Genomic DNA, 20,961 nt, shown 5'->3' with positions numbered 1-20,961 from the left:
CTTGCTGAACGTCGTAACGAATAGCGATGGTCATGATTACTCTGCCGCCTCGTCCGTTACGCCGGCCATCAGCAGACCCAGCTCTTGTTCAGTTGCGTCTGGTCCGCGTTCGCCGACAACGTTGCCGTCGAACATCACCAGAATCCGGTCGGCCAGTGAGCGAATTTCATCCAGCTCCACGGACACCAGCAGCACGGCCTTTCCGGCGTCCCGCATCTCGATGATCCGCTTGTGAATGTATTCGATCGCGCCAATGTCCACACCGCGTGTTGGCTGGCCAATCAGCAGCACGTCCGGGTCGCATTCGATTTCGCGCGCCAGAACGATTTTCTGCTGGTTACCACCAGAGAACTTGGCGGCCTTGAGCTCAGTGTCACGCGGACGAATGTCATACTTCTCCATCCGCTCCTTGGCTTCCTCGCGGATGCCAGAGACGTTGAGCAACATGCCGTTTGAGTACTTCTGTTCGCGGTGGTAGCCGAGAATTGAGTTTTCGTACTCTGAGAAAGCGTTTACCAAGCCCATGCGGTGGCGATCTTCCGGCACGTGGCTCATGCCCAGCTCGCGAAAGTCGCTGGAGCTGTGGTTCTTGGTCAGGTCGATGGTGTTGCCAACCAACTCCATGGAGCCGGTTTCGGCGCGTGTAATACCGGAAAGCGCCTTGAGCAGCTCAGACTGACCATTGCCGGACACACCTGCAATACCGAGAATTTCCCCTGCCTTGACCTCAAGTGACACGTTCTTGACGCGCATAACGCCACGATCGTCTTTCACGTTCAGGTTTGCAACTTTGAGGAGTGCGTCCTTCGGCTGAGCAGGTTGCTTGTTCACTTCCAGAAGAACGCTGCGGCCAACCATCAGCTCTGCGAGCTCAGACATGGAGGTTTCAGCGGTCTTTCGGCTTGCCACCATTTCACCGCGACGCATGACGGAAACCTGATCGGTCACGTCCATGATTTCGCGCAGTTTATGAGTGATGAGCAGGATGGTCTTGCCCTCATCGCGCAGCACACGGAGAATACGGAACAGGTGATCCGCTTCTGCTGGTGTCAAAACGCCGGTAGGCTCATCCAGAATGAGAATGTCGGCACCGCGATACAGCGCTTTCAGGATTTCGACGCGCTGCTGCAAGCCAACTGGCAGCTCACCGACCACGGCGTCGAGATCAATCTTCATGTCATACTCGTCTGCCAGTCGGCCGAGTTCCTTTCGAACCCGCGCGATGCCTTCCGACAGCATCGCACCGCCTTCGGCGCCAAGCATGACGTTCTCAACGACGGTGAATGGATCAACCAGCATGAAGTGCTGGTGCACCATGCCGATACCCACTTCAATGGCCGTCTTGGAATCCGGAATTTTGACCGTTTTCCCATCGACGATGATGTCACCGGTATCCGCCGTATAGAAACCGTAGAGAATGGACATCAATGTTGATTTGCCAGCACCATTCTCCCCCACGATACCGTGAATGGACCCCTTGCCGACTACCAGATCAATGTCCTTGTTAGCGTGAACCGGGCCAAAGCTCTTGTTGATGCCTTTAAGCTCGATTGCCGCAACGCCATGCGTTGAAGCTTCCCTCACACTTTGATTGTCCAAGCTGATGGTCACCTGCGCAACTCCGCGTTAGTGTTCCTCGTCGAGACTCAGCCCTGCCGCGCAGGTCTGTGGCCAGTGGCCGTCTCTCCCCCTTGACCCCGCGAACCTGACTACTGCCTGGATGAACTTGGAAAAGCGCTGGGTCATGGAATAGCCTCTGCCCGCAAGAGACCCCCGCGGGCAGAGAAGCGTTCTTAGAATGGGCAGGTGTTGTCGACCATGAAGTCGTGCACTTCCACCTTACCGGAAACGATGTCCTGCTTGGCGGCTTCAACAGCTGCCTTCATCTCATCGTTGATCAGATCTGCGTTGTTGTCGTCCAGCGCCCAGGACACACCGTTTTCGGCGAGACCCATAACCTGCACACCAGTTGACCAGTTGCCTTCCTGCGCATCGGTCAGGGTTGCATCAACTGCAACGTCTACCGCCTTCACCATGGAGGTCAGGATCTGACCCGGGTGCAGGTGGTTCTGGTTTGAATCCACGCCAATGCCGAGTTTCCCTTCGTCGGCGGCAGCCTGAAGCACGCCCATGCCAGTAGCGCCAGCAGCGTGGAAGACAACATCGGAGTCACGTGCAAACTGAGAACGTGCCAGTTCGCCGCCCTTTACTGGGTCGGTCCATGCGGCACCGGTGGTGCCGGTCATGTTCTCAATGATTTCGATGTCTGGGTTAACGGCCTTTGCACCCTGCTTGTAACCACAAGAGAATTTGCGGATCAGCGGGATATCCATACCACCCACAAAGCTGATGGTATCGGTTTCAGAAGCCATCGCTGCCAGCATGCCAACGAGGTAGGAGCCCTGCTCTTCGCGGAACACGATTGAGCGCACGTTTGGCAGATCGACAACGGAATCTACAATTGCAAAGCGCGTGTCAGGGAACTCTTTCGCGACTTTCTCAAGAGCGGCTGCCTGCGCAAAGCCGATGGTGATGATTGGGTCCATGCCACGACGCGCAAAGTTACGCAGAGCCTGTTCACGCTGGGATGGGTTCTGAATCTCGAAGTCGCGGTAGTTGATACCGGTGCGCTCCTTGAACTCCTGCGCGCCATTGAACGCAGCTTCGTTGAAGGATCGGTCATTTCGGCCGCCAAAGTCGTAGACAACGGCTGGCTTGATGGTTTCAGCAAGGGCTGCAGTAGACATCAAGCCTGCTAGCAGGGTTGCACAGATCGCAGTTGTTTTCTTCACAGATCAGTCCTCCGCTTTAGGACACTCTTGGTTGGTACAGTTTACTGGCCGCTGACTACTTCGCGACTTCGGCCAGCTCTTTTGATTGGGCGAGAACAAGCAGATCACGCGCCAAGACTTCGTCCATAATCAGATCAGTAATAACGCCGGTGCGCACCGCACCTAACGTGGCTTCGGCCTTGTCTGCCCCACCCACTACGGCCACAACGCGCGAACCACGCGCTTTTTCCGGGTGCAGACCAACGGCCTTGTCGTTCAGGCTCACATCAACTTCGTCGCCATTGCGATCGTAGAAGCGCCCCATCATATCGGTGCAAGCGTCGCTCGCAGCCAGCTCATCAGCCTCTTGCTTGGTCACAAGCTTTCGCTGGAGAAGGTGCCCCTCGGCGCTAACCGAGCCAATCCCGATGACGAAAAGGTCCGCCTGTTCAGCACGGCCGATCAGATCCTGCACAGATCGCTGTGCATGGAACATCTCTTTTTCCTCAACAGTTTCGGCAAGATAGGGAACTGGCAAATAGAAACCCTCCCCCCCGGTTGCGGCCTGCAGTGGCTGTACAACATCATAAGGGTTGGCAGAGAGACGGCGCGTCAGAGAACCGGTAATGGAGACGATTGCCAAATCGGAGCGTTGCAGCTTTGGCATGGCCTCAACAGTGGCGGTCAGCGTCCGCCCCATACCAACGCCCATGCAGGAAACGGATCCATTAGACAGAAGTCCGTGGAGAAACTGGCCTGCGAAAGAAGCCGTTGCGCCAAATGCGTCGCGGTTACCTTGATAACTCAGGTCTGGCGCAATAAAGCAGTTCTTCAGACCAAGGAGTTCACAAAGCTTGCTTTCCAGCTCGATACAATCGATCGGGCGCATCTCGACGAAAAACTTGATCAGCCCTTCACGCTGAGCCTGTGCGATCAGGCGATGCACTTTTGCTGCAGAAACGCCCAGAATCTCAGCAATTTCGCCCTGCGTACGGCGGCCTATGAATGAAAGCCACGCCGCGCGGATCGCTAGAGATGTTGTCCAATCTTCTGCCGCCATTGCTCACCTCGAAGGTATATTCCAGTTTCCTCCCACCCTGCGTCAGCGAATAATTATTCAGGGCGCGTGAAATATTTCACCTTCATGCCTCAGTGGGGCCGCGCGGTCAAGATTTTTCGCGCGCTTTCATAAAATATTTTTGACCATTCCGTGACGTTGAAAACGAGTTTCTGGCGAAAACACTTGAGTCATAAGAAAAAATCGATCTTCTAGAAAAACTATAAAAAACGGCGCACAACAAGAAAAAACTAGAACCAAGAATCAAAAAACTGCGTGATTTCAGCGAATTAGAGTAGATTTACTTATGGTCAGATTGCAACCAAACCGCAACATCACTGGCAAATTCTGCAACTACTTGTAAGCTGAGTTGCTTGAGCCCTCCGGCTCGCACTCATGAAAACCTCCCCCACCAAAACAAATTCTCTACAAATAAATTCAGAGACTTGACCCCAATTACTCTAGGTTAAGTTAGCAAATAAATTGCAGGCCTCGTCTTTAATGCTCTAATATCTACACCAATGATATTGCTAGAGAGCTTATAAACCGCCCTTCAAACTCCCCCAAAAGTTAAAAACCAAGAAGGCAAAAGAGGGGAACATGGGGCGCCAATAAGAAGCAACAGGAGCACATCAACACGTGCTGCCTGCAAAAGGAGGCTCGCCCCATGCGATTTACCCGCTTGTTTAACCGTATTACGTCCCTCGCCATCGGCTCACTTTTCTTGGCCGGCGCCACTTCCTTCGGCTATGCGCAAAGCACCTCAGAGCAGCCTTTCCAACGCGCCAACGTCGATTTGGAGCTTGTGCTGGCGGTAGACATTTCCCAATCGATGGATACGGATGAACAACGGGTACAGCGCGAAGGTTATGTAGCCGCCCTCACCTCCGATGAGGTCATCGAGGCGGTAAAGTATGGCCCGAAAGGACGCATCGCCGTCGCCTATCTGGAATGGGGCGGAAAGGATGAGCATTTCATCGTTGCAGACTGGGCCATCATCTCGGACTTGAAGTCCGCACAGGTTTTTGCCTCCAAGATTGCCGAAGCGCCGTTGCGCCGCGTCCAGCGCACTTCGATCTCCTCCGCCCTTGGCCAAGCCGTCGCGATGGTCATGGAAAATCCATATCATGGCACACGCAGGGTCATTGATATTTCCGGAGACGGCCCCAACAACCAAGGCGGAGCTGTTACCCGTGCGCGCGACGCGGCCTTGTCCTCGGGCGTGACCATCAACGGTCTGCCGCTCATGCTCAAGGCCGAGAGCATTTCATGGCAGTCCATGCTGCATCTCGATCACTACTATGAGGACTGCGTTATTGGCGGCCCTGGTGCGTTTTCGATTCCGGTCCGCTCCAAAAAAACCTTTGGCGACGCTGTCCGCATGAAGCTTGTGCTAGAAATTGCCGGCCTGACTCAGGAAAAACCCCGAGTTGTTCGCGCAAAAACACGTCAACCGGTGAAGTGCTCATTATTCGACTAGCGTCTAATGGGAAGCTCCCTGTAAAGTAATGGGCATCTGGTTCGCGCCTTACCATCGCGGGCCATGCTCACGTCGAGCCGATCCGCTCGCGATCAGGCCGGCACACCGCAATGCCTCATCGGGAGCTATGTATGAGCGCGCGTAAGAAATTAGCACTGATTGCACATGACGCTAAAAAGGACGAGATGGTGGACTTTGCCTTGGCCCACCGAGAAAAGCTCGCCAACTACGACCTTTACACCACGGGCACCACAGGGGGGCGCATTCTTCAGGCCTGCCCTGAGCTCAAGATTCACCGGTTGAAAAGCGGCCCCTTGGGCGGTGATCAGCAAATCGGCGCACTCATTGCTGAGCAAGAACTTAGCGGCCTGTTTTTCTTTGTAGACCCCCTATCTCCAATGCCGCACGATGTCGACGTGAAGGCGCTTATGCGTTTGGCCTTGGTTTATGATCTCCCGATGGCCCTGAACCGCTCTACAGCGCACATCGTGCTGCGTTCATCGAGATTGCAAGGCCTTAGCACCACCTCCGAAACACCAGAATCTCTCGCCTAACTCCGCAGGTACACCTGTCACATGTCACTTTCAGATTTTGAATTTCCCGTCCTGATTGCGGATATCGGCGGCACAAACGCGCGCTTTGCCAGTGTTGCCGATGCCGCAAGCGCGCCACTGTTGCTGGGGCAAGTGGCAACCGCCGACTACCCAAGCCTTGAAGCTGCGGCTCAAGCCTGTATTGAAGCCAGCGGCACCAGCGCAGCACCGCGGTCTGCCGTCATTGCACTTGCCGGTCCTGTTGTTGGCGAAGAGATTGCTCTGACCAACGCACCATGGGTGGTCAAAGCAAAGGATATCATCACCGCGCTGAAGCTGTCTTCGGTTGCGCTGGTCAATGACTTTGAAGCGCAGGCCTTTGCCCTGCCAACCCTGACCGCTGCTCATCTTGACCGGATCGGACCAGAGCTGGCACCGGCGGATGCGGGCAAGTTCGTTCTTGGGCCGGGCACTGGCCTTGGCGCAGCAACGCTGGCCCGTGCCAACCAGACATGGATTCCGCTTCCCGGCGAAGGCGGCCACGTTGAGATTGGCCCCGTATCAGAGGAAGATTACAAAGTCTGGCCTCACATTCAACGGCAAGGTGGGCGCATCGGCGCAGAGCAAATTCTGTCGGGTACGGGCCTACCCAATCTAGGCAACGCCGTTGCAGCCGCAGAAGGCATCGATCGCACATTCAGCAAAGCCTCTGAAATCACTCAGGGCGCCGATGACGGGGATGAGATCTGCATCAAGGCCATCCGCCTATTCTGCCGCGCCCTTGGACGTGTTGCGGGCGACTATGCATTGATCACATTGGCCCGCGGGGGTGTTTATCTGGCAGGCGGCATTCCACCACGCATTGCGGGCTGGCTGAAGGAAGGCGGTTTCCGCGAGAGCTTTGAGGCCAAAGCCCCGCACACTGCCATGATGGCGACCATCCCGACTTACATTGTGACACACGAGAACCCGGCCTTCGAAGGGCTTGCAGCCTTCGCCAAAGCGCCGAAGTCGTATCTGGTCGATCTGACCGGACGCTACTGGACCGCGTAAGCCTGCTGAAGGCATGAAAACGCGATTGCAAATCAGATGGGAAGACCAGTAAACAGCTCTCATGAGCGCATCTGATCTTCCCATTGATGAAATCCTGCCTGAGCTGCTTCAGCATTTGGAGCGCACCGCCAATGCCGTCGTCGTGGCGGAACCGGGCGCGGGCAAGACCACCCGAATTCCGCTTGCTTTGCTCGATGCCCCGTGGCGTGGAGACGGGAAGATCATTGTTCTGGAACCACGCCGTCTTGCTGCTCGTGCAGCGGCTCGGCGCATGGCAGAAACCCTTGGCGAAAAGCCCGGCGAGACCGTGGGATATCGAGTGAGAATGGACTCCGCCGTCTCGAAAAAGACGCGCGTGGAGGTTGTCACAGAAGGCGTCTTTACCCGCCAAATCCTCGATGACCCGGAGCTAGATGACGTTGCTGCCGTTCTGTTTGATGAATACCACGAGCGTTCTCTCGAAGCCGATCTGGGGCTCGCGCTCGCCCTGGATTGCCAACAAGCTCTCCGCGAAGATCTGCGCCTCATCCCTATGTCTGCCACGTTGGATCATGCTGGCGTGTCCGATCTTCTGGGCGGGGCTCCAATCGTCTCCAGCAAAGGGCGGCAATATCCGGTAGAGACACGCTACCTTGGGCGGGACGGCTCCAAGCCACTGGAAGATCAGATGGCCCGCGCCATTCGTCAGGCGATTGCAGAGGAAGAGGGCTCTATCCTCGCCTTTTTGCCCGGGCAAGGCGAAATCTTGCGCACCCTATCCAAACTGGAAGGACGCCTGCCCGCAAACGTAGCACTGTGCCCGCTTTACGGCGCTCTGGGTCCCAGGGAGCAGGATGCCGCGATCAAACCGGCCAAGGACGGCATGCGGAAAGTGGTGTTGGCGACCTCCATTGCGCAGACATCTCTGACCATCGACGGAGTTCGCATCGTCATCGACAGCGGGCTTTCGCGGGTTTCGCAATTTGATCCGCAATTCGGCCTCAGCCGCCTTGTCACGGTGCGCTGTGCACGTTCCACCGCGGATCAGCGGCGGGGTCGAGCGGGGCGAACCGAGCCAGGCATCTGCTATCGGCTTTGGGAAGAAGCACAGACCAAAGCGTTGCCACAGGACGAGAAACCGCAGATCCTTGAAAGTGACCTTTCCGGTCTTGTTCTCGATGTGGCCAATTGGGGCGTCACGGATCCTGCAGAGCTGTCATTCATGACACCACCGCCAAAGGCGGCTTGGAAGGAAGCCCGCGAGCTGCTCATCTCACTTGATGCGCTCAACGCTGATGGCACCCTGACAAAGGACGGCGCGGCGCTGGCCACTCTGCCCCTGCATCCGCGCCTTGGGCACATGCTCCGGGAAGCGGCAAAAGAAGGCAAAGAGGCTTTGGCCGCTCAAATTGCCGCCATCATATCCGAGCCCGGCCTTGGCGGGCGCAGCCCGGACCTTCGTGACCGCCTCGCAGGCTTGAAGCGAGACGGCAGCCCTCGTGCCAAAGCCGCCAAGGCTCAGGCAAAGCGCTGGCGCGCCATGGTTGGCTCCGGCGAAAACATCGACATCAACACTGAAGAAGCTGGCGACATTCTCTCACTGGCCTATCCGGATCGTATTGCTCAGCAACGCGGTGCAACTGGGCGCTACCGCCTTGCCAATGGTCGGGGGGCAGAGCTTTCCAGCGAAGAAGCGCTTTCCACCAACGCCTTTCTTGTGGTTGCCGAGATGCAGGGCAGCGCCGCACGCAGTCGCATTCTATTGGCAGCCCCCTATTCCCGTAGTGAGCTTGAGGCGCGCTATGCAGCACACATCGTGGAAGCGGATCACGCCATCATAACCCCTGAAGGCGCGGTCAAGGCCACACGCCAACGGCGTTTGGACAAACTGGTGCTTGATGAAAAGAAGGTCGCCCACCCTGATCCGGAAGTGGTCACGGATGCGCTGTTGGAGCTTGTGGCTTCCCGAGGTATCGGCCGCCTGAACTGGACGAAGGATCAGATACGGCTCAGGGACCGGGTTGGCTATCTGCGCCGCACCGATGGGCCGGACTGGCCCGATCTTTCAGATGCTGCCCTTTCAGAAGATCTCAGCTGGCTGCGCCCCTTCACTCTTGGCCTCACCTCGCTGGATCAGATATCGGCCAAGGTCCTGGGAGATGCTCTTTCGACGCTGGTGCCGTGGGACAGGACGACCCAGCTTGATGAGCTTGCACCTTCGCATTTTCAAGCACCGACCGGCTCCCGCGTACCAATCGACTACAGTCGCCCAGAGCAGCCCATGCTGTCTATCCGTGTTCAAGAGCTGTTTGGCCTTGCAGAACACCCCTGTGTGTGTGGCGGCAAAATCTCATTGCTTTTGGAGCTGTTGTCGCCTGCGCAGCGCCCCATTCAGGTAACAGGGGACCTGCCCGGTTTCTGGCAAGGGTCTTGGGCGGATGTGAAGGCAGATATGCGCGGGCGCTATCCCAAGCATCATTGGCCAGACAACCCGCTCGAAGCAGAAGCCACCCGCCGGGCAAAGTCACGCCCAGCCAAATAAAAAAGCCGGCCCAAGGACCGGCTTTTCGAAAGGCTTTTTAAAACGCGCTTACTCAGCTTCGTCAGCAGAACCCGCCTGCAGCATGCCGTATTTCTCGATGCCGATCTTCTCGACCAGCTCCAGCTGGGTTTCCAGATAGTCGATGTGGCCTTCTTCGTCAGCCATCAGATCCTGGAAGAGCTGCATGGTCACGTAGTCACCATGGTCGCGGCAGATTTCACGCGCTTCTTTGTAGAGGGTGCGTGCGGAGTACTCGCCAGCGAGATCGCATTCCAGAACTTCTTTCAAAGACTGGCCGATGCGCAGTGCGTCGAGGCTCTGAAGGTTCGGGTGACCTTCAAGGAAAATGATGCGCTCGATAATCTTGTCAGCGTGCTGCATCTCTTCGATGGACTCTTCGCGCTCTTTCTTGGCGAGTTTGGTGAACCCCCAGTCGTCCAACAGGCGATAGTGAAGCCAGTATTGGTTTACGGCGGTGAGCTCATGGCGCAGCGCCTTGTTGAGATACTCAATGACTTTAGGTTCGCCCTTCATGCGGCTTACTCCTTTAGGATAATCGCGTCCTGCACTTATTTAGAACAGTTCTAATTTACTGTCCAGACTCAACGTCCTCTTTATTTTCAAGTGCATATACAACGTCGATTACACGTGGAAAGCAACCACCACAGTTAGGTCTGTGCCCCAGTTTTCGGAAAAGTGCACCGGGCGTTGGCAAGCTGCCGTTGGGTCCGCCTTGCAGTTCTTCTGCGGCTTGGCGGAGATCATCGTCATTGATAACATTGCAGTGGCATACGATCATGGGGAGGCCGCCGAGACTCTTCTTTTTAACTTGAATGATTATGTATATTCTGATGCATATAAAAACTAGACTCAAAAATTCCAGTTTCTTTTCTGACAATCACGGACATGCTTCATGACATCCCCTTCAGTTGCCACTGATGAAAGAAAGACAATTGTCCTGACAGGTGCCAGCCGCGGCATCGGCCACGCAACCGTCAAGAAGTTTTCGTCTGCTGGATATCGCGTCATCACGTGCTCCCGGCACCCGTTCTCCGTGAAGTGCCCGTGGCCATCCGGGCCCGAAGATCATATCGAGGTCGACCTTGGTAACCCGGAGAACTTAGAACAGGCTGTGCTGCAAATCAAAGACCGGTTGATTGCGAATGGGTCGCAGTTGCATGCCCTTGTTAACAACGCCGGAATCAGCCCCAAGGATGAAGAGGGCCAACGCCTTGATTCCCTGACCACTCCCATGGACACGTGGCGGTCGGTTTTTCAGGTGAATTTCTTTGCCCCCATCATGTTGGCACGCGGCTTGTTTGACGAGCTGCGCAACGCACGCGGATCGGTGGTGAATGTCACTTCCATTGCTGGGAGCCGTGTTCATCCGTTTGCAGGAACCGCTTATGCCACCTCCAAGGCCGCGCTCGCGGCCCTCACCCGCGAGATGGCAGCCGACTTTGGCCCTCACGGGATTCGCGTCAATGCGATTGCTCCGGGAGAGATTGATACCTCCATCCTGTCGCCGGGCACAGAGAAGCTGATCGAGAACATTCCGCTTCGCCGATTGGGAACCACCACAGAAGTTGCAGAAACGATCTATTTCCTCTGTTCTTCCCCTTCCACTTACGTAAGCGGCGCGGAGATCCATATTAACGGCGGCCAGCACGTATAGTTGGCTAAAGAAAAAATACCAGGGGTAGTGTTTTACATGCACTTCCCCTGAGATAATTTTAACTATTCTCGTTTTGATACGCCGTTGATGTCCCACAGAAAACCATGGAAAACAGCGGAGTTTCATGGTTTCAGGACACAATTTTAAACACCCTCTTTACGTTTGCTTATGAAAATAACCCCTAGGATCTGACCAGTTCATTTCGGGGGAATTTTAGATGGGCGCTTTAAGCTTCCTCACTAATTTAAAGCTGTCGGTCAAGATTGGCGGCGGCTTTTTCGTGGTACTGTTATTGTCCTTGGCCATCGGCGCCATGGGCATCTTCTCCATCTTCCAGCTTTCCAAGCAGACTGAGATCACAAGCGCAACGACCGGCCTTACTCAGCAGCTGCAGGCGGCATCTTCCGCCCGTGAAGCGTTTCTTCGCGATCTCGACCCGGAAAAGGGTGACATTGCAGCGGCCGCCATCGCCAAGTTGGGCGAAGATGTCGGAGCGGCCATCGCAAAGATGGAAGCTGCAGACCGCGACACCGCGGAGTTTGCAGAAACTCTGACACTGGTTCAGGATTTCTCCGCCACCTTTGATGAAGTTCGTGGCTCGATCAAGCTTCAACAGGGCGCACTGGACGACATGATCACCACGACGGCTGACCTCCTGTTTGCTGGTGATAGTGTTCAGGGCCAGGTGACGCAGATCATGCGCATCGCGGACAACATGGCCAACGAAGCCAACGCCGAGCTGGTACAGGCCGACAAGGCAGGCCGTATTGTTGCCGACCTGCAAAAGCTAGGCCTGACCCTTCAGAACGAATTCCAGATGGCCTACAACTCCTCCAATGAGCAGTTGATGGCAAACGTGCGCATCAACGCCGCAAATGCTGGCGAGCAGATCGAAAAACTCAAGTCCATCTCACTTCAACATCTCGATCGGGAAACCGTTGACAAGCTGGCAGAGGTGAACAGCAACCTCATCGCACAGCTCACCGAGATGGACGGGACGGAAGACTTTACCAAGATCTACACGCTGCGCAGCGACATTCGCACCAGCATCAAGACGCTGAATGATATGACCCGTTTCGTGACGGGCCTTGCCTATCGCTCCATCGACGATGCACGCCTTGTTCAGGAAGAGGCCAGCCAACGTCGCGCAAACCTCGAACAGTTCTCCGAGGCAGCGAACAAGCTCTCCAAGCATGCACTCAACACATCCAATCAGACGCTGGATTTCATTCGCCCTGGCAGCGAAAAGACAGCCAAGGAAGTGGATGATCAGTTCGCATGGCTGCTTGAGGAAGCACAGGCCTTCTCTTCACGCGTTGCGGATCTGGACGGCATCAATCAGGATGCAGCCGTCATGGTGGAACTGATTGCTTCTGCTCAGGCCATCTTCAACACCATGGCCAATGCGACAGACAATCTGGCGGCCCAGCTCACGACCTTGAGCGCGGAAAGCACCGCCGTTCAGAACGCCATCGGTGCCTTTGCTGCGTCTGAAGCGGCCAAGGTCACTGCGGAGAGCGAGGTTGCCATGGTGACCATCGCGACCACTCTTGGCGTCTGTGTTCTCATTGGCGCGATCCTCGCGATTGCCCTTTCCATCGCGATCACCGCACCAACCAATCGCCTTAACGGCATCATGGCACGCCTTGCCGATGGCGATCTGGACGTTGAAGTGACGGGCACCAATCGCAAAGACGAAATCGGCGAAATGAGCCGCACCGTTCAGGTGTTCCGTGACAACGCGCTCGAGCGTCTTGCCTTGCGCCGCGAACAGGAACAGGCCCAGGCCGAGAACCTTGAAAAGCAGCAGGAAGTTGAGCGCCTCATCGCGAACTTCCGTGACACGTCTCAGTCGCTTCTGAACTCTGTTAACAGCAGCATGAGCCAGATGGTGACGACGGCAAATGCCATGTCTGAGACCGCTCAGGCGACCGCAGACGAAACCACAATGGCGCGAGACTCCTCAAACGAGGCAGCCTCCAACGTCCAGATGGTGTCTTCTGCCGCTGAAGAGCTTTCCAGCTCCATTGAAGAGATTGCACGTCAGCTCAGCGCCGCTTCTGAAGTGGTCAGTAAAGCAACCCATGGCGCGCACCAGTCAAACCAGCGCATTACTGAGCTGGCCAGCGCAACCACCAAGATCGGTGAGGTTGTAGGTCTCATTCAGGCGATTGCCGAACAGACCAACCTGCTTGCCCTCAACGCCACCATTGAGGCGGCACGCGCTGGGGAGGCCGGCAAGGGCTTCGCTGTTGTTGCGGCAGAAGTTAAGGAACTGGCGAACCAAACCTCAAAGGCAACTGAAGAGATCAGCGCCCAAATTAGCGCAATTCAGTCATCTACGGACGAGGCGGTAGAAACGATCTCCGGCATCACCCAGACGATGGATGAAGTCTCTCAATACACCTCTGCCATTGCTACCGCAGTTGAGCAGCAGGGCGCGGCAACCACAGAGATCAGCCGTAACGTACAGGAAGCAGCAACTGGCTCCGCAAACGTAAATCAAAACATCTCACGGGTAGCGGATTCCGTACAACAGACGAGCGCGGCCTCCAGTCAGGTACTCAGCTCTTCTTCGGAAGTGATCCAGAAATCTGAAGAACTTCGCAACGAAGTTGATCAGTTCCTTTCAGCGGTCGCCAAGACAGGCTAAGAAAACCATAAGCAAGCTTTGAATAAAGGGCGGTCTCCGCCCTTTATTTATTTCATTAAATAATTTCACTTATCTTTACGTCAAACATATCACTAAATGAAAATCGATAATTCAAAGGACGTGAAGTAAGTTAACCTCATATTGTCATCTAAATTTCATCAATAATTTAACGATTGTTAATCATTGCGGCAGACCATCCCGCCTATCAAACGGGGTGGGTTTTAACTATGTTGCGTGGCGCTTTACAAAAGTCCAATACGCTCAAGACTCAAGTGAGTCTGGGTTTGGTATTGATCATTGTACTAACCGCCGCAATTTCAGCGATTGCCTATTATCAGTCGCAGAAGATTGCAGGCGATATTCAACACATCTCCGTCCAGGAGGACGGAGTGATGCGGGTCAATTATCTTGCAGAAGCTTATGGGCAGCTTGGCGGCGACGTGGCAGCGCTGGAAGCATCCGAGTATGCAAGTGAAGACGACAGCATCATCAACGAAGTTCTGCGAAACACCATCGATGGCACCAATTCTCTCGCCGAGTGGTTGATCGCACGCGGGAACACAGAAACCGCAGAGCAGGTTCAAGCCTTTGCTGCAGAACTTCCGGAAAAGCTTCGTACACTGCTTGCAGCGCACCGCGCCCGTGATGTGGCTCAGGGCTTTCTGGCAGAGAATTCGGCTGCGGTCGCTGGCACAACTTCCGAGCTGCGCCGCCTGCTTTCAACCATGGGACCAGAGCAGACAAAAGCCGCTCAGGAACTGACAGCCATCTCCAATACCACATTGGCAGCCTCATTGAAGTTCGCCCTGTCTCCAACAGAAGAGGCACGCGAAACCTTCCAGGCCAGCGTTAGCGAGATGGGCGCCAAGCTGGACGAGATCAAGGATCTCATGAAGGGCATGAGCCGCAATGATCGCAAAGCGCACCGTTTTGCGGCCCGCGATCGTGATCAGCTTGTACAGAACGCCAACCAGTTTTTCGGCGCACTAAACGGTGCCATTCGAGAAGAAGAGCGTTTTCAGGAAGGCCTGGGCTCTGCCCATGAGGCTGTTCTGGCGCTTCGCGGCGATATCATTACCCAGCAGGACCATCTGATTGAAACGATCCAGCATCGCAGCGCGCAGACTTCCCAATCTGCGATCTTTGCGGGTATCGCCTCACTTGTTCTGGGTAGCGTCATCGCTTTCTGGCTGTCTTGGGGCGTGGTTCGCCCACTGCGCTACGCCATCATGGCCGTGGAGGCACTGGCATCAGGCAAAGATGTTGAAGTCAAGGACTCGCGGTTTGCGACCAGTGAAGTGAAGCATCTGAATCACGCCATCGTTGTGTTCGAAGAGAACGCAGCAGAGCGCGATCGTCTGACGGAAGAACAGGCGCAGGTTCAGGCTGAACAGTCGCGCAAGCAAAAAGAGGTCGAGCAGCTGATCGCAGAGTTCCGCGGCACTGCGCAGTCTCTGTTGAACTCGGTCAACGACAGCATGCAAGACATGCGTTCCACCGCCACAACAATGGCGGAAATGGCAACGGATACGGCTACTCAGACAGATCAGGCCTCTGCGGCCTTCGATGAAGCAACCAACAACGTTCAGGAAGCCTCTGCAGCTGCCGAACAGCTGGCCAAGTCCATCGAGGAAATTGCCGTGCAGGTGGATACAACAACTCAGGTTGTTGACCGCGCTTCCGTCGATGCGACCCGTTCCAACGAGCGCATTGATGAACTCGCACAGTCCATAAGCAAGATCGGCGAAGTGGTAAGCCTTATTCAGGCAATCGCGGAGCAGACCAACCTGCTTGCCTTGAACGCCACCATTGAGGCGGCGCGCGCCGGGGAAGCGGGCAAGGGGTTTGCCGTTGTTGCCGCGGAAGTGAAAGGTCTGGCGAACCAGACCTCCAAGGCAACTGAGGAAATCAGCGCCCAGATCAGCGCAATCCAGAACTCTACCCATGACGCAGTTGAGTCCATTCAGGAAATCACCCGCACCATGGAAGAGGTCACGTCCTACGCCACCGCAATCTCCGCAGCGGTACAGGAGCAAGGCGCTGCGACAACGCAGATCAGCCGAAACGTGCATCTGGCAGCGGAAGGGTCTGCCAGCGCCAACCAGAACATGGCGCAGGTATCCAAGTCCGCACAGAACACCACGGTGGTGTCCAACAGCGTGCTGACCTCTGCCTCTGCAGTAACGGAAAAGTCAGATGCGTTGCGCCGGGAAGTCGACGGCTTCCTGCAATCCGTATCCCGTGTCGGCTAGCACAGACACTTCCAAACGCACTAAAAGGCCGCCGCGTTTGGCGGCCTTTTGTTGTTTCAGGTGCTAGCTGAGTGAGGCAACGGCGCGTTTGGCCATCACCTTCACCAGATTAGCCCGGTATTCAGCCGAACCATGGATGTCTGAAAGCATGTTGTCCGCAGGCACCTCGATACCGGCAATCGCATCGGCAGACCAATTCGCTCCTAACGCCTGCTCCATATCGCCAGCCCTGAACACGCCGTCCTGCCCAGCGCCGGTCACGGCAACGCGAACGCCGTCGTCATCTTTGGCAACAAAGACACCTGCCATGGCATAGCGTGAGGCCGGGTTTGGGAACTTGGCATAAGCCGACTTGGCACAAGCAGGGAACGTGACTGCGATCACGATTTCATCATCCTCCAGAGCAGTTTCAAACATGCCCGTGAAGAAGTCTTCCGCCGCAAGCGTCCGCTTGTTGGTCTCAATGCTGGCACCGAGCGCCATCAAGGCCGCCGGGTAGTCCGCAGCTGGATCATTGTTGGCAATTGAGCCGCCAATGGTGCCCATGTAGCGCACATGCGGATCGCCGATCATGCCTGCGAGCGCCGCAAGCCCCGGCACTGCCGCCTGCACTTCCGGACTTCCCGCCACATCGGCGTGACAGGTTCCCGCACCGATACGAATGGAGCCATCACCCTGCTTGGATATGCCCTTCAGCTCACCAAGGTGGCGCAGGTCCACAAGGTCGGTTGGGGCAGCAAGGCGTTGCTTCATGGTTGGGATCAAGGTCTGACCACCGGCGAGAAACTTTCCGTCCTCAGCCGCTGCGATCGCGCTCTCTGCTTCTGCGAGCGAGCCTGCGCGATGATAGTTGGTTTCGTACATTCAAAGCCCTCCACTTTTCTGTGCTGGGTGGCATCTATCAAACTCGTGAACCGGGAGAACGCAGGTGCGCTCCCCCAGCTTGCTCATCTCACTCGGCAGCTTGCTTCATGCCGCCCTTCTGAAGCGCCGACCAGACCTTGGCGGGTGACGCTGGCATGCTCATGCTGTTGTCGCCAATGGCATCGGTCACTGCATTGATCACCGCAGGCGGCGCGCCGATAGCACCGGCCTCACCGCACCCCTTCATGCCCAGCGGATTGCCCGGACATAGTGTTGTGGTGGTATCGACGATATACGAGGGAACGTCGTCTGCACGCGGCATGGTGTAGTCCATGTAAGACGCCGACAGCAGCTGCCCTTCATCGTCATAGACGGCATTTTCCAGCAATGCCTGACCAATGCCCTGTGTAAGTCCGCCATGCACCTGACCTTCCACGATCATCGGGTTGATGATCTGGCCAAAGTCATCGGCCGCAACGAAGTTCACAACGGTGACCTGGCCGGTTTCGGGATCCACTTCCACTTCGCAGATGTGTGTACCCGCCGGGAAGGTGAAGTTGGTAGGGTCGTAGAATGCCCCTTCCTTGAGGCCCGGTTCCATGCCCTCCGGCAGATTGTGGCCGGTGTACGCGGCCAGCGCCACTTCCGTAAAGCTTAGCTTCTTGTCAGTGCCCGCAACCTTCACTTCGCCATCCTCGATGACAATGTCGCCTTCTGCGGCTTCCATCAGGTGCGCTGCAATGCGCTTCGCCTTGGCCTCCACCTTGTCCAGTGCCTTTACAATGGCCGACATGCCCACAGCCCCTGATCGGGAGCCGTAGGTGCCCATGCCAAACTGCACCTTGTCGGTATCGCCATGTACGATGGACACATTGGCCGTTGGCAGGCCAAACCGATCGGCGATCAGCTGCGCAAAGGTCGTCTCGTGACCCTGACCGTGACTGTGGGACCCGGTCAGCACCTCAACGGTTCCAACGGGGTTTACCCGCACCTCAGCGGACTCCCAAAGCCCGACACCCGCACCCAGGGAGCCCACCGCCTTTGACGGTGCGATCCCACAGGCCTCGATGTAACAGGACATGCCAATGCCGCGCAGCTTGCCCTCTGCCTCAGACTGCGCCCGGCGCGCCGGAAAGCCGTCATAGTCAATTGCTTTCATGGCCAGCTCCAAGGAGGCCTCGTAATCACCAGCGTCGTAACACATGATCACCGGCGTCTGGTGCGGAAACTCGCACACAAAGTTCTTGCGGCGGAACTCTGCTGGCGACAATCCGCGCTCACGGGCCGCGGTCTCGATGATACGTTCAACCAGATAGGTTGCTTCCGGTCGCCCTGCGCCCCGATAGGCATCCACGGGCGTGGTGTTGGTATAAACCGCCTTCACGTTGGCATAGATCGCAGGGATGTTGTACTGCCCGGAAAGCAGCGTGGCATAGAGGTAAGTCGGAACCGAAGAAGAGAACAACGACATGTAAGCGCCAAGGTTCGCCGCCGTGCTGACACGGAACCCGATGATCTTGTCATCTGCATCCAGAGCCAGTTCCGCCGTTGAGTGGTGATCGCGGCCATGGGCGTCGGTCAAAAACGCTTCGGTGCGATCGCTGGTCCACTTCACGGGGCGCCCAACGCGCTTTGACGCCCACAGGCAGACAATCTCTTCCGGGTAGATGTAGATCTTGGAGCCAAAGCCGCCACCCACATCCGGCGCGACCACGCGCAGCTTGTGCTCCGGTGCCACGTTGTAAAACGCGGAAAGAACAAGGCGCGCCACATGCGGGTTCTGCGATGTGGTGTAGAGGGTGTAGTGCTCCTCTGCCTTGTCATAGCTGGCAAGAGCCGAGCGCGGCTCCATTGGGTTTGGCACCAGACGGTTGTTGTCGATCTCAAGACGGGTGATGTGTTTGGCCTTAGCAAAGGCGTCGTTGGTGGCTGCCTCATCTCCGATCTCCCAATCAAAGATAAGATTGCCTTCCGCCTCCGGGTGGATCTGCGGCGCGCCGTCCGCCAGCGCATCCAGACTGTCCACCACTGCTGGCAGCTCTTCGTAGTCCACCATCACCGCCTCGGCGGCGTCACGGGCTTGTTGCTGCGTATCGGCCACAACAACGGCCACGGCCTGCCCAACGTGGCGAACCACCTCGGATTCAAGTGCGCGCCATGCACCCATTTTCATGGGCGTTCCGTCTTTGGAGTGGATCATCCATCCGCAGATGATGTTGCCAATTCCATCGCCCACCAGCTGGTGGCCATCAAGTACCGCGTCCACGCCGGGCATTTCCAGCGCCGCAGAAGCATCAATGCTTTTCACTTTGGCATGCGCATGAGGTGACCGGACAAAGGCCGCATATCCCATGCGCGGCAGTGCCATATCATCGGTGTAGCGGCCGGCACCGGTAATGAACCGCTTGTCTTCCTTGCGTAAAACGCGTGCGCCAATTCCTTCACTGGACATAGGCTTTCCTCCCAGAAAGTCTGTAGCCTGCGCTCCTTGACCCTGTTCCCCTGTTTTTCTGTGTTAGGGCAAGAAACGAAAGGGCTTGTGGTGCGTTACTCGGCCGCTTGTGGCAGGGCAGCCATTTCATCTGCTGCAGCTTTGATCGCCTTCACGATGTTGTGGTAGCCGGTGCAACGACAGATGTTGCCTTCCAGCTCGTGGCGAATGGTTGCCTCATCCAGATTGGGCCCAAGGCGGTCAATCATATCGACGGCTGCCATCACCATACCAGGCGTGCAGAACCCACACTGCAATCCGTGGTGCTCGCGGAATGCCTTCTGCACAGGGTGCAGTTCATCCCCGGGAGCAAGACCCTCGATGGTTGTCAGAGTAGAACCAGAGGCCTGAACGGCCAGCGTGGTACATGACTTGATGGCCTTGCCATCCATGTGAATGACACAGACGCCGCATTGCGAAGTATCGCAGCCCACGTGCGTGCCAGTGAGTTCAAGATTTTCCCGCAAAAACTGTACGAGTAGGGTGCGGTCTTCCACCTCACCAGAGACAGTCTTACCGTTGACTGTCATGGAGACAGTTGTCATAGATTTCTTCCTCCCTCTGAAACTTTCAGCCATCGCGTCATGGCGTCAAGCAAAGGTTACAGTGCCCCATAACCGGGCTTCACCGTAACCTATAACTTAGATTACCTCTAGGTCATTTCCAGAAGGAGCCACGTGCACATTCCCAATTACTCTGCAGCGCAAGTTTAGAACATGAGATAGAGCGCAATAAGGATTAGAAGCGCGCCAAACCCCCACATCATGGGGCCTCCCAAAACGTTCTTCGCGGCTGCAACTTCGACTTTTTCTTCTACGTTCTTAACAACTTCCTCGACTTCATGGACCGCTTCCTCCACCACATGCTCGGTGGCAATGGTCTTGGCTTCTTCCATTACGCCCGCATCCAGTTCCACGTCCTGAACAGCTGGCCCGGTCGTCGGGGTGGCCGGTCCGGCCACGATCTCCGTGAACTTGGAGAAGAACTCTTCTGCCATTTTCTTTGCGGTCGAATCGACAAGTCGGCTGCCGAGCTGAGCCAGCTTGCCGCCCACCTTGGCATCCACGTTGTAAGACAGCAGCGTGCCGCCTTCGGCCTCGCTGAGGGTTACGTGCGCGCCCCCTTTGGCAAAGCCCGCGACACCGCCCTTGCCTTCCCCAACAATTTTGTAGGAGTTGGGCGGATCCAGATCCTGAAGCTTTACCTCACCGTTGAACTTGGCTTTGACAGGGCCGACCTTGGCCATAACAACGGCGCTAAGCTCGGTTTCGGATTTCTTCTCCAGCGTCTCGCAGCCCGGAATGCACTGCTTGAGAACTTCTGGATCGTTCAACGCCTCCCACACCTTCTCGCGGCTGGCAGGAATGTGCTGTTCACCCGTCATTTCCATTGTTGTTGTCCTCTCCTCGCCGTTGGGTCCATGCCTCGCCTGAGGCGTGCAAGGCCCAAACCCCATAAACAAGAGATTGTCAGAGATATCACAGAGTTGGCAAGCGGCCGTTGCGTAAAAACTGAAAATTTGCAGCAACCTGCCTGCCTTCCCCCCGCATGAGACCGTCAATTTCCGCTGCTGGCCGTTCTTTGCCGCAGAAAATGTTGACCCCAAGCCCG

Annotated in this window: 16 protein-coding genes; 7 read left to right on the top strand and 9 right to left on the bottom strand. The window is 56.2% G+C overall.

From position 1 onward, the window contains the following. Window positions 1-36 precede the first annotated feature (36 nt). The 3 genes from PUV47_RS09005 to PUV47_RS08995 form a co-directional block, all read right to left on the bottom strand. Window positions 37-1,611, bottom strand: coding sequence for an ABC transporter ATP-binding protein (locus PUV47_RS09005; RefSeq protein ID WP_274218193.1), 1,575 nt, complete (start codon window positions 1,609-1,611; stop codon window positions 37-39). A 182-nt stretch (window positions 1,612-1,793) separates the two neighbouring features. Continuing rightward, window positions 1,794-2,747 (bottom strand): BMP family lipoprotein, encoded by a 954-nt coding sequence (locus PUV47_RS09000; RefSeq protein ID WP_413697774.1) that lies wholly within the window; start codon window positions 2,745-2,747, stop codon window positions 1,794-1,796. Between the two features lie 100 nt (window positions 2,748-2,847). Further along, complete coding sequence (locus tag PUV47_RS08995) at window positions 2,848-3,831, bottom strand: sugar-binding transcriptional regulator (protein ID WP_274218191.1); 984 nt, start codon at window positions 3,829-3,831, stop codon at window positions 2,848-2,850. Window positions 3,832-4,495: 664 nt separating this feature from the next. Here PUV47_RS08995 and PUV47_RS08990 point away from each other — a divergent pair. The 4 genes from PUV47_RS08990 to hrpB all read left to right on the top strand — a co-directional run bounded on the left by PUV47_RS08990 (window position 4,496) and on the right by hrpB (window position 9,415). Beyond that, window positions 4,496-5,308, top strand: coding sequence for a DUF1194 domain-containing protein (locus PUV47_RS08990; RefSeq protein WP_274218190.1), 813 nt, complete (start codon window positions 4,496-4,498; stop codon window positions 5,306-5,308). 131 nt (window positions 5,309-5,439) lie between these two features. Next, entirely contained in the window at window positions 5,440-5,862 is a 423-nt protein-coding gene (locus tag PUV47_RS08985; RefSeq protein WP_274218189.1) for a methylglyoxal synthase, read from the top strand. A gap of 21 nt (window positions 5,863-5,883) precedes the next feature. Next, a complete protein-coding gene (gene glk / locus PUV47_RS08980; RefSeq protein WP_274218188.1) occupies window positions 5,884-6,894 on the top strand; it encodes a glucokinase in 1,011 nt (336 codons plus the stop codon). A 61-nt stretch (window positions 6,895-6,955) separates the two neighbouring features. After that, a complete protein-coding gene (gene hrpB, locus PUV47_RS08975; RefSeq protein WP_274218187.1) occupies window positions 6,956-9,415 on the top strand; it encodes an ATP-dependent helicase HrpB in 2,460 nt (819 codons plus the stop codon). 48 nt (window positions 9,416-9,463) lie between these two features. Here hrpB and bfr read toward each other — a convergent pair whose 3' ends face one another. Together bfr and PUV47_RS08965 are read right to left on the bottom strand one after the other, a co-directional pair. Then, a complete protein-coding gene (gene bfr / locus PUV47_RS08970; protein WP_274218186.1) occupies window positions 9,464-9,949 on the bottom strand; it encodes a bacterioferritin in 486 nt (161 codons plus the stop codon). A 55-nt stretch (window positions 9,950-10,004) separates the two neighbouring features. Next, window positions 10,005-10,214: a (2Fe-2S)-binding protein gene (locus PUV47_RS08965; RefSeq protein WP_274218310.1), complete on the bottom strand. Its 210-nt coding sequence runs from the start codon at window positions 10,212-10,214 to the stop codon at window positions 10,005-10,007. A 114-nt stretch (window positions 10,215-10,328) separates the two neighbouring features. On the opposite strand from PUV47_RS08965, the gene PUV47_RS08960 reads away from it, so the two are divergent. From PUV47_RS08960 to PUV47_RS08950, 3 genes are all read left to right on the top strand, one after another. Further along, window positions 10,329-11,090, top strand: coding sequence for an SDR family NAD(P)-dependent oxidoreductase (locus PUV47_RS08960; RefSeq protein WP_274218185.1), 762 nt, complete (start codon window positions 10,329-10,331; stop codon window positions 11,088-11,090). A 217-nt stretch (window positions 11,091-11,307) separates the two neighbouring features. Continuing rightward, window positions 11,308-13,743: a methyl-accepting chemotaxis protein gene (locus PUV47_RS08955; protein WP_274218184.1), complete on the top strand. Its 2,436-nt coding sequence runs from the start codon at window positions 11,308-11,310 to the stop codon at window positions 13,741-13,743. A gap of 290 nt (window positions 13,744-14,033) precedes the next feature. Beyond that, window positions 14,034-15,995 carry a methyl-accepting chemotaxis protein gene (locus PUV47_RS08950; protein ID WP_274218183.1) on the top strand — a complete coding sequence of 654 codons (1,962 nt, stop codon included), beginning with the start codon at window positions 14,034-14,036 and terminating at the stop codon, window positions 15,993-15,995. 63 nt (window positions 15,996-16,058) lie between these two features. On the opposite strand, the gene PUV47_RS08945 is transcribed toward PUV47_RS08950, so the two are convergent. From PUV47_RS08945 to PUV47_RS08930, 4 genes are all read right to left on the bottom strand, one after another. Then, window positions 16,059-16,859, bottom strand: coding sequence for an FAD binding domain-containing protein (locus tag PUV47_RS08945; RefSeq protein ID WP_274218182.1), 801 nt, complete (start codon window positions 16,857-16,859; stop codon window positions 16,059-16,061). Window positions 16,860-16,947: 88 nt separating this feature from the next. Then, window positions 16,948-19,311 carry a xanthine dehydrogenase family protein molybdopterin-binding subunit gene (locus tag PUV47_RS08940; protein WP_274218181.1) on the bottom strand — a complete coding sequence of 788 codons (2,364 nt, stop codon included), beginning with the start codon at window positions 19,309-19,311 and terminating at the stop codon, window positions 16,948-16,950. Window positions 19,312-19,406: 95 nt separating this feature from the next. After that, a complete protein-coding gene (locus tag PUV47_RS08935) occupies window positions 19,407-19,895 on the bottom strand; it encodes a (2Fe-2S)-binding protein (protein WP_274218180.1) in 489 nt (162 codons plus the stop codon). 164 nt (window positions 19,896-20,059) lie between these two features. Further along, complete coding sequence (locus PUV47_RS08930; protein ID WP_274218179.1) at window positions 20,060-20,740, bottom strand: SRPBCC family protein; 681 nt, start codon at window positions 20,738-20,740, stop codon at window positions 20,060-20,062. Window positions 20,741-20,961: the final 221 nt, after the last annotated feature.

This window comes from Pseudovibrio exalbescens (assembly GCF_028737195.1).
Lineage (GTDB): Bacteria > Pseudomonadota > Alphaproteobacteria > Rhizobiales > Stappiaceae > Pseudovibrio > Pseudovibrio zosterae.
Note: the sequence above shows the minus strand (reverse complement) of the source record. Positions and strands in the feature narration are given on the sequence as shown.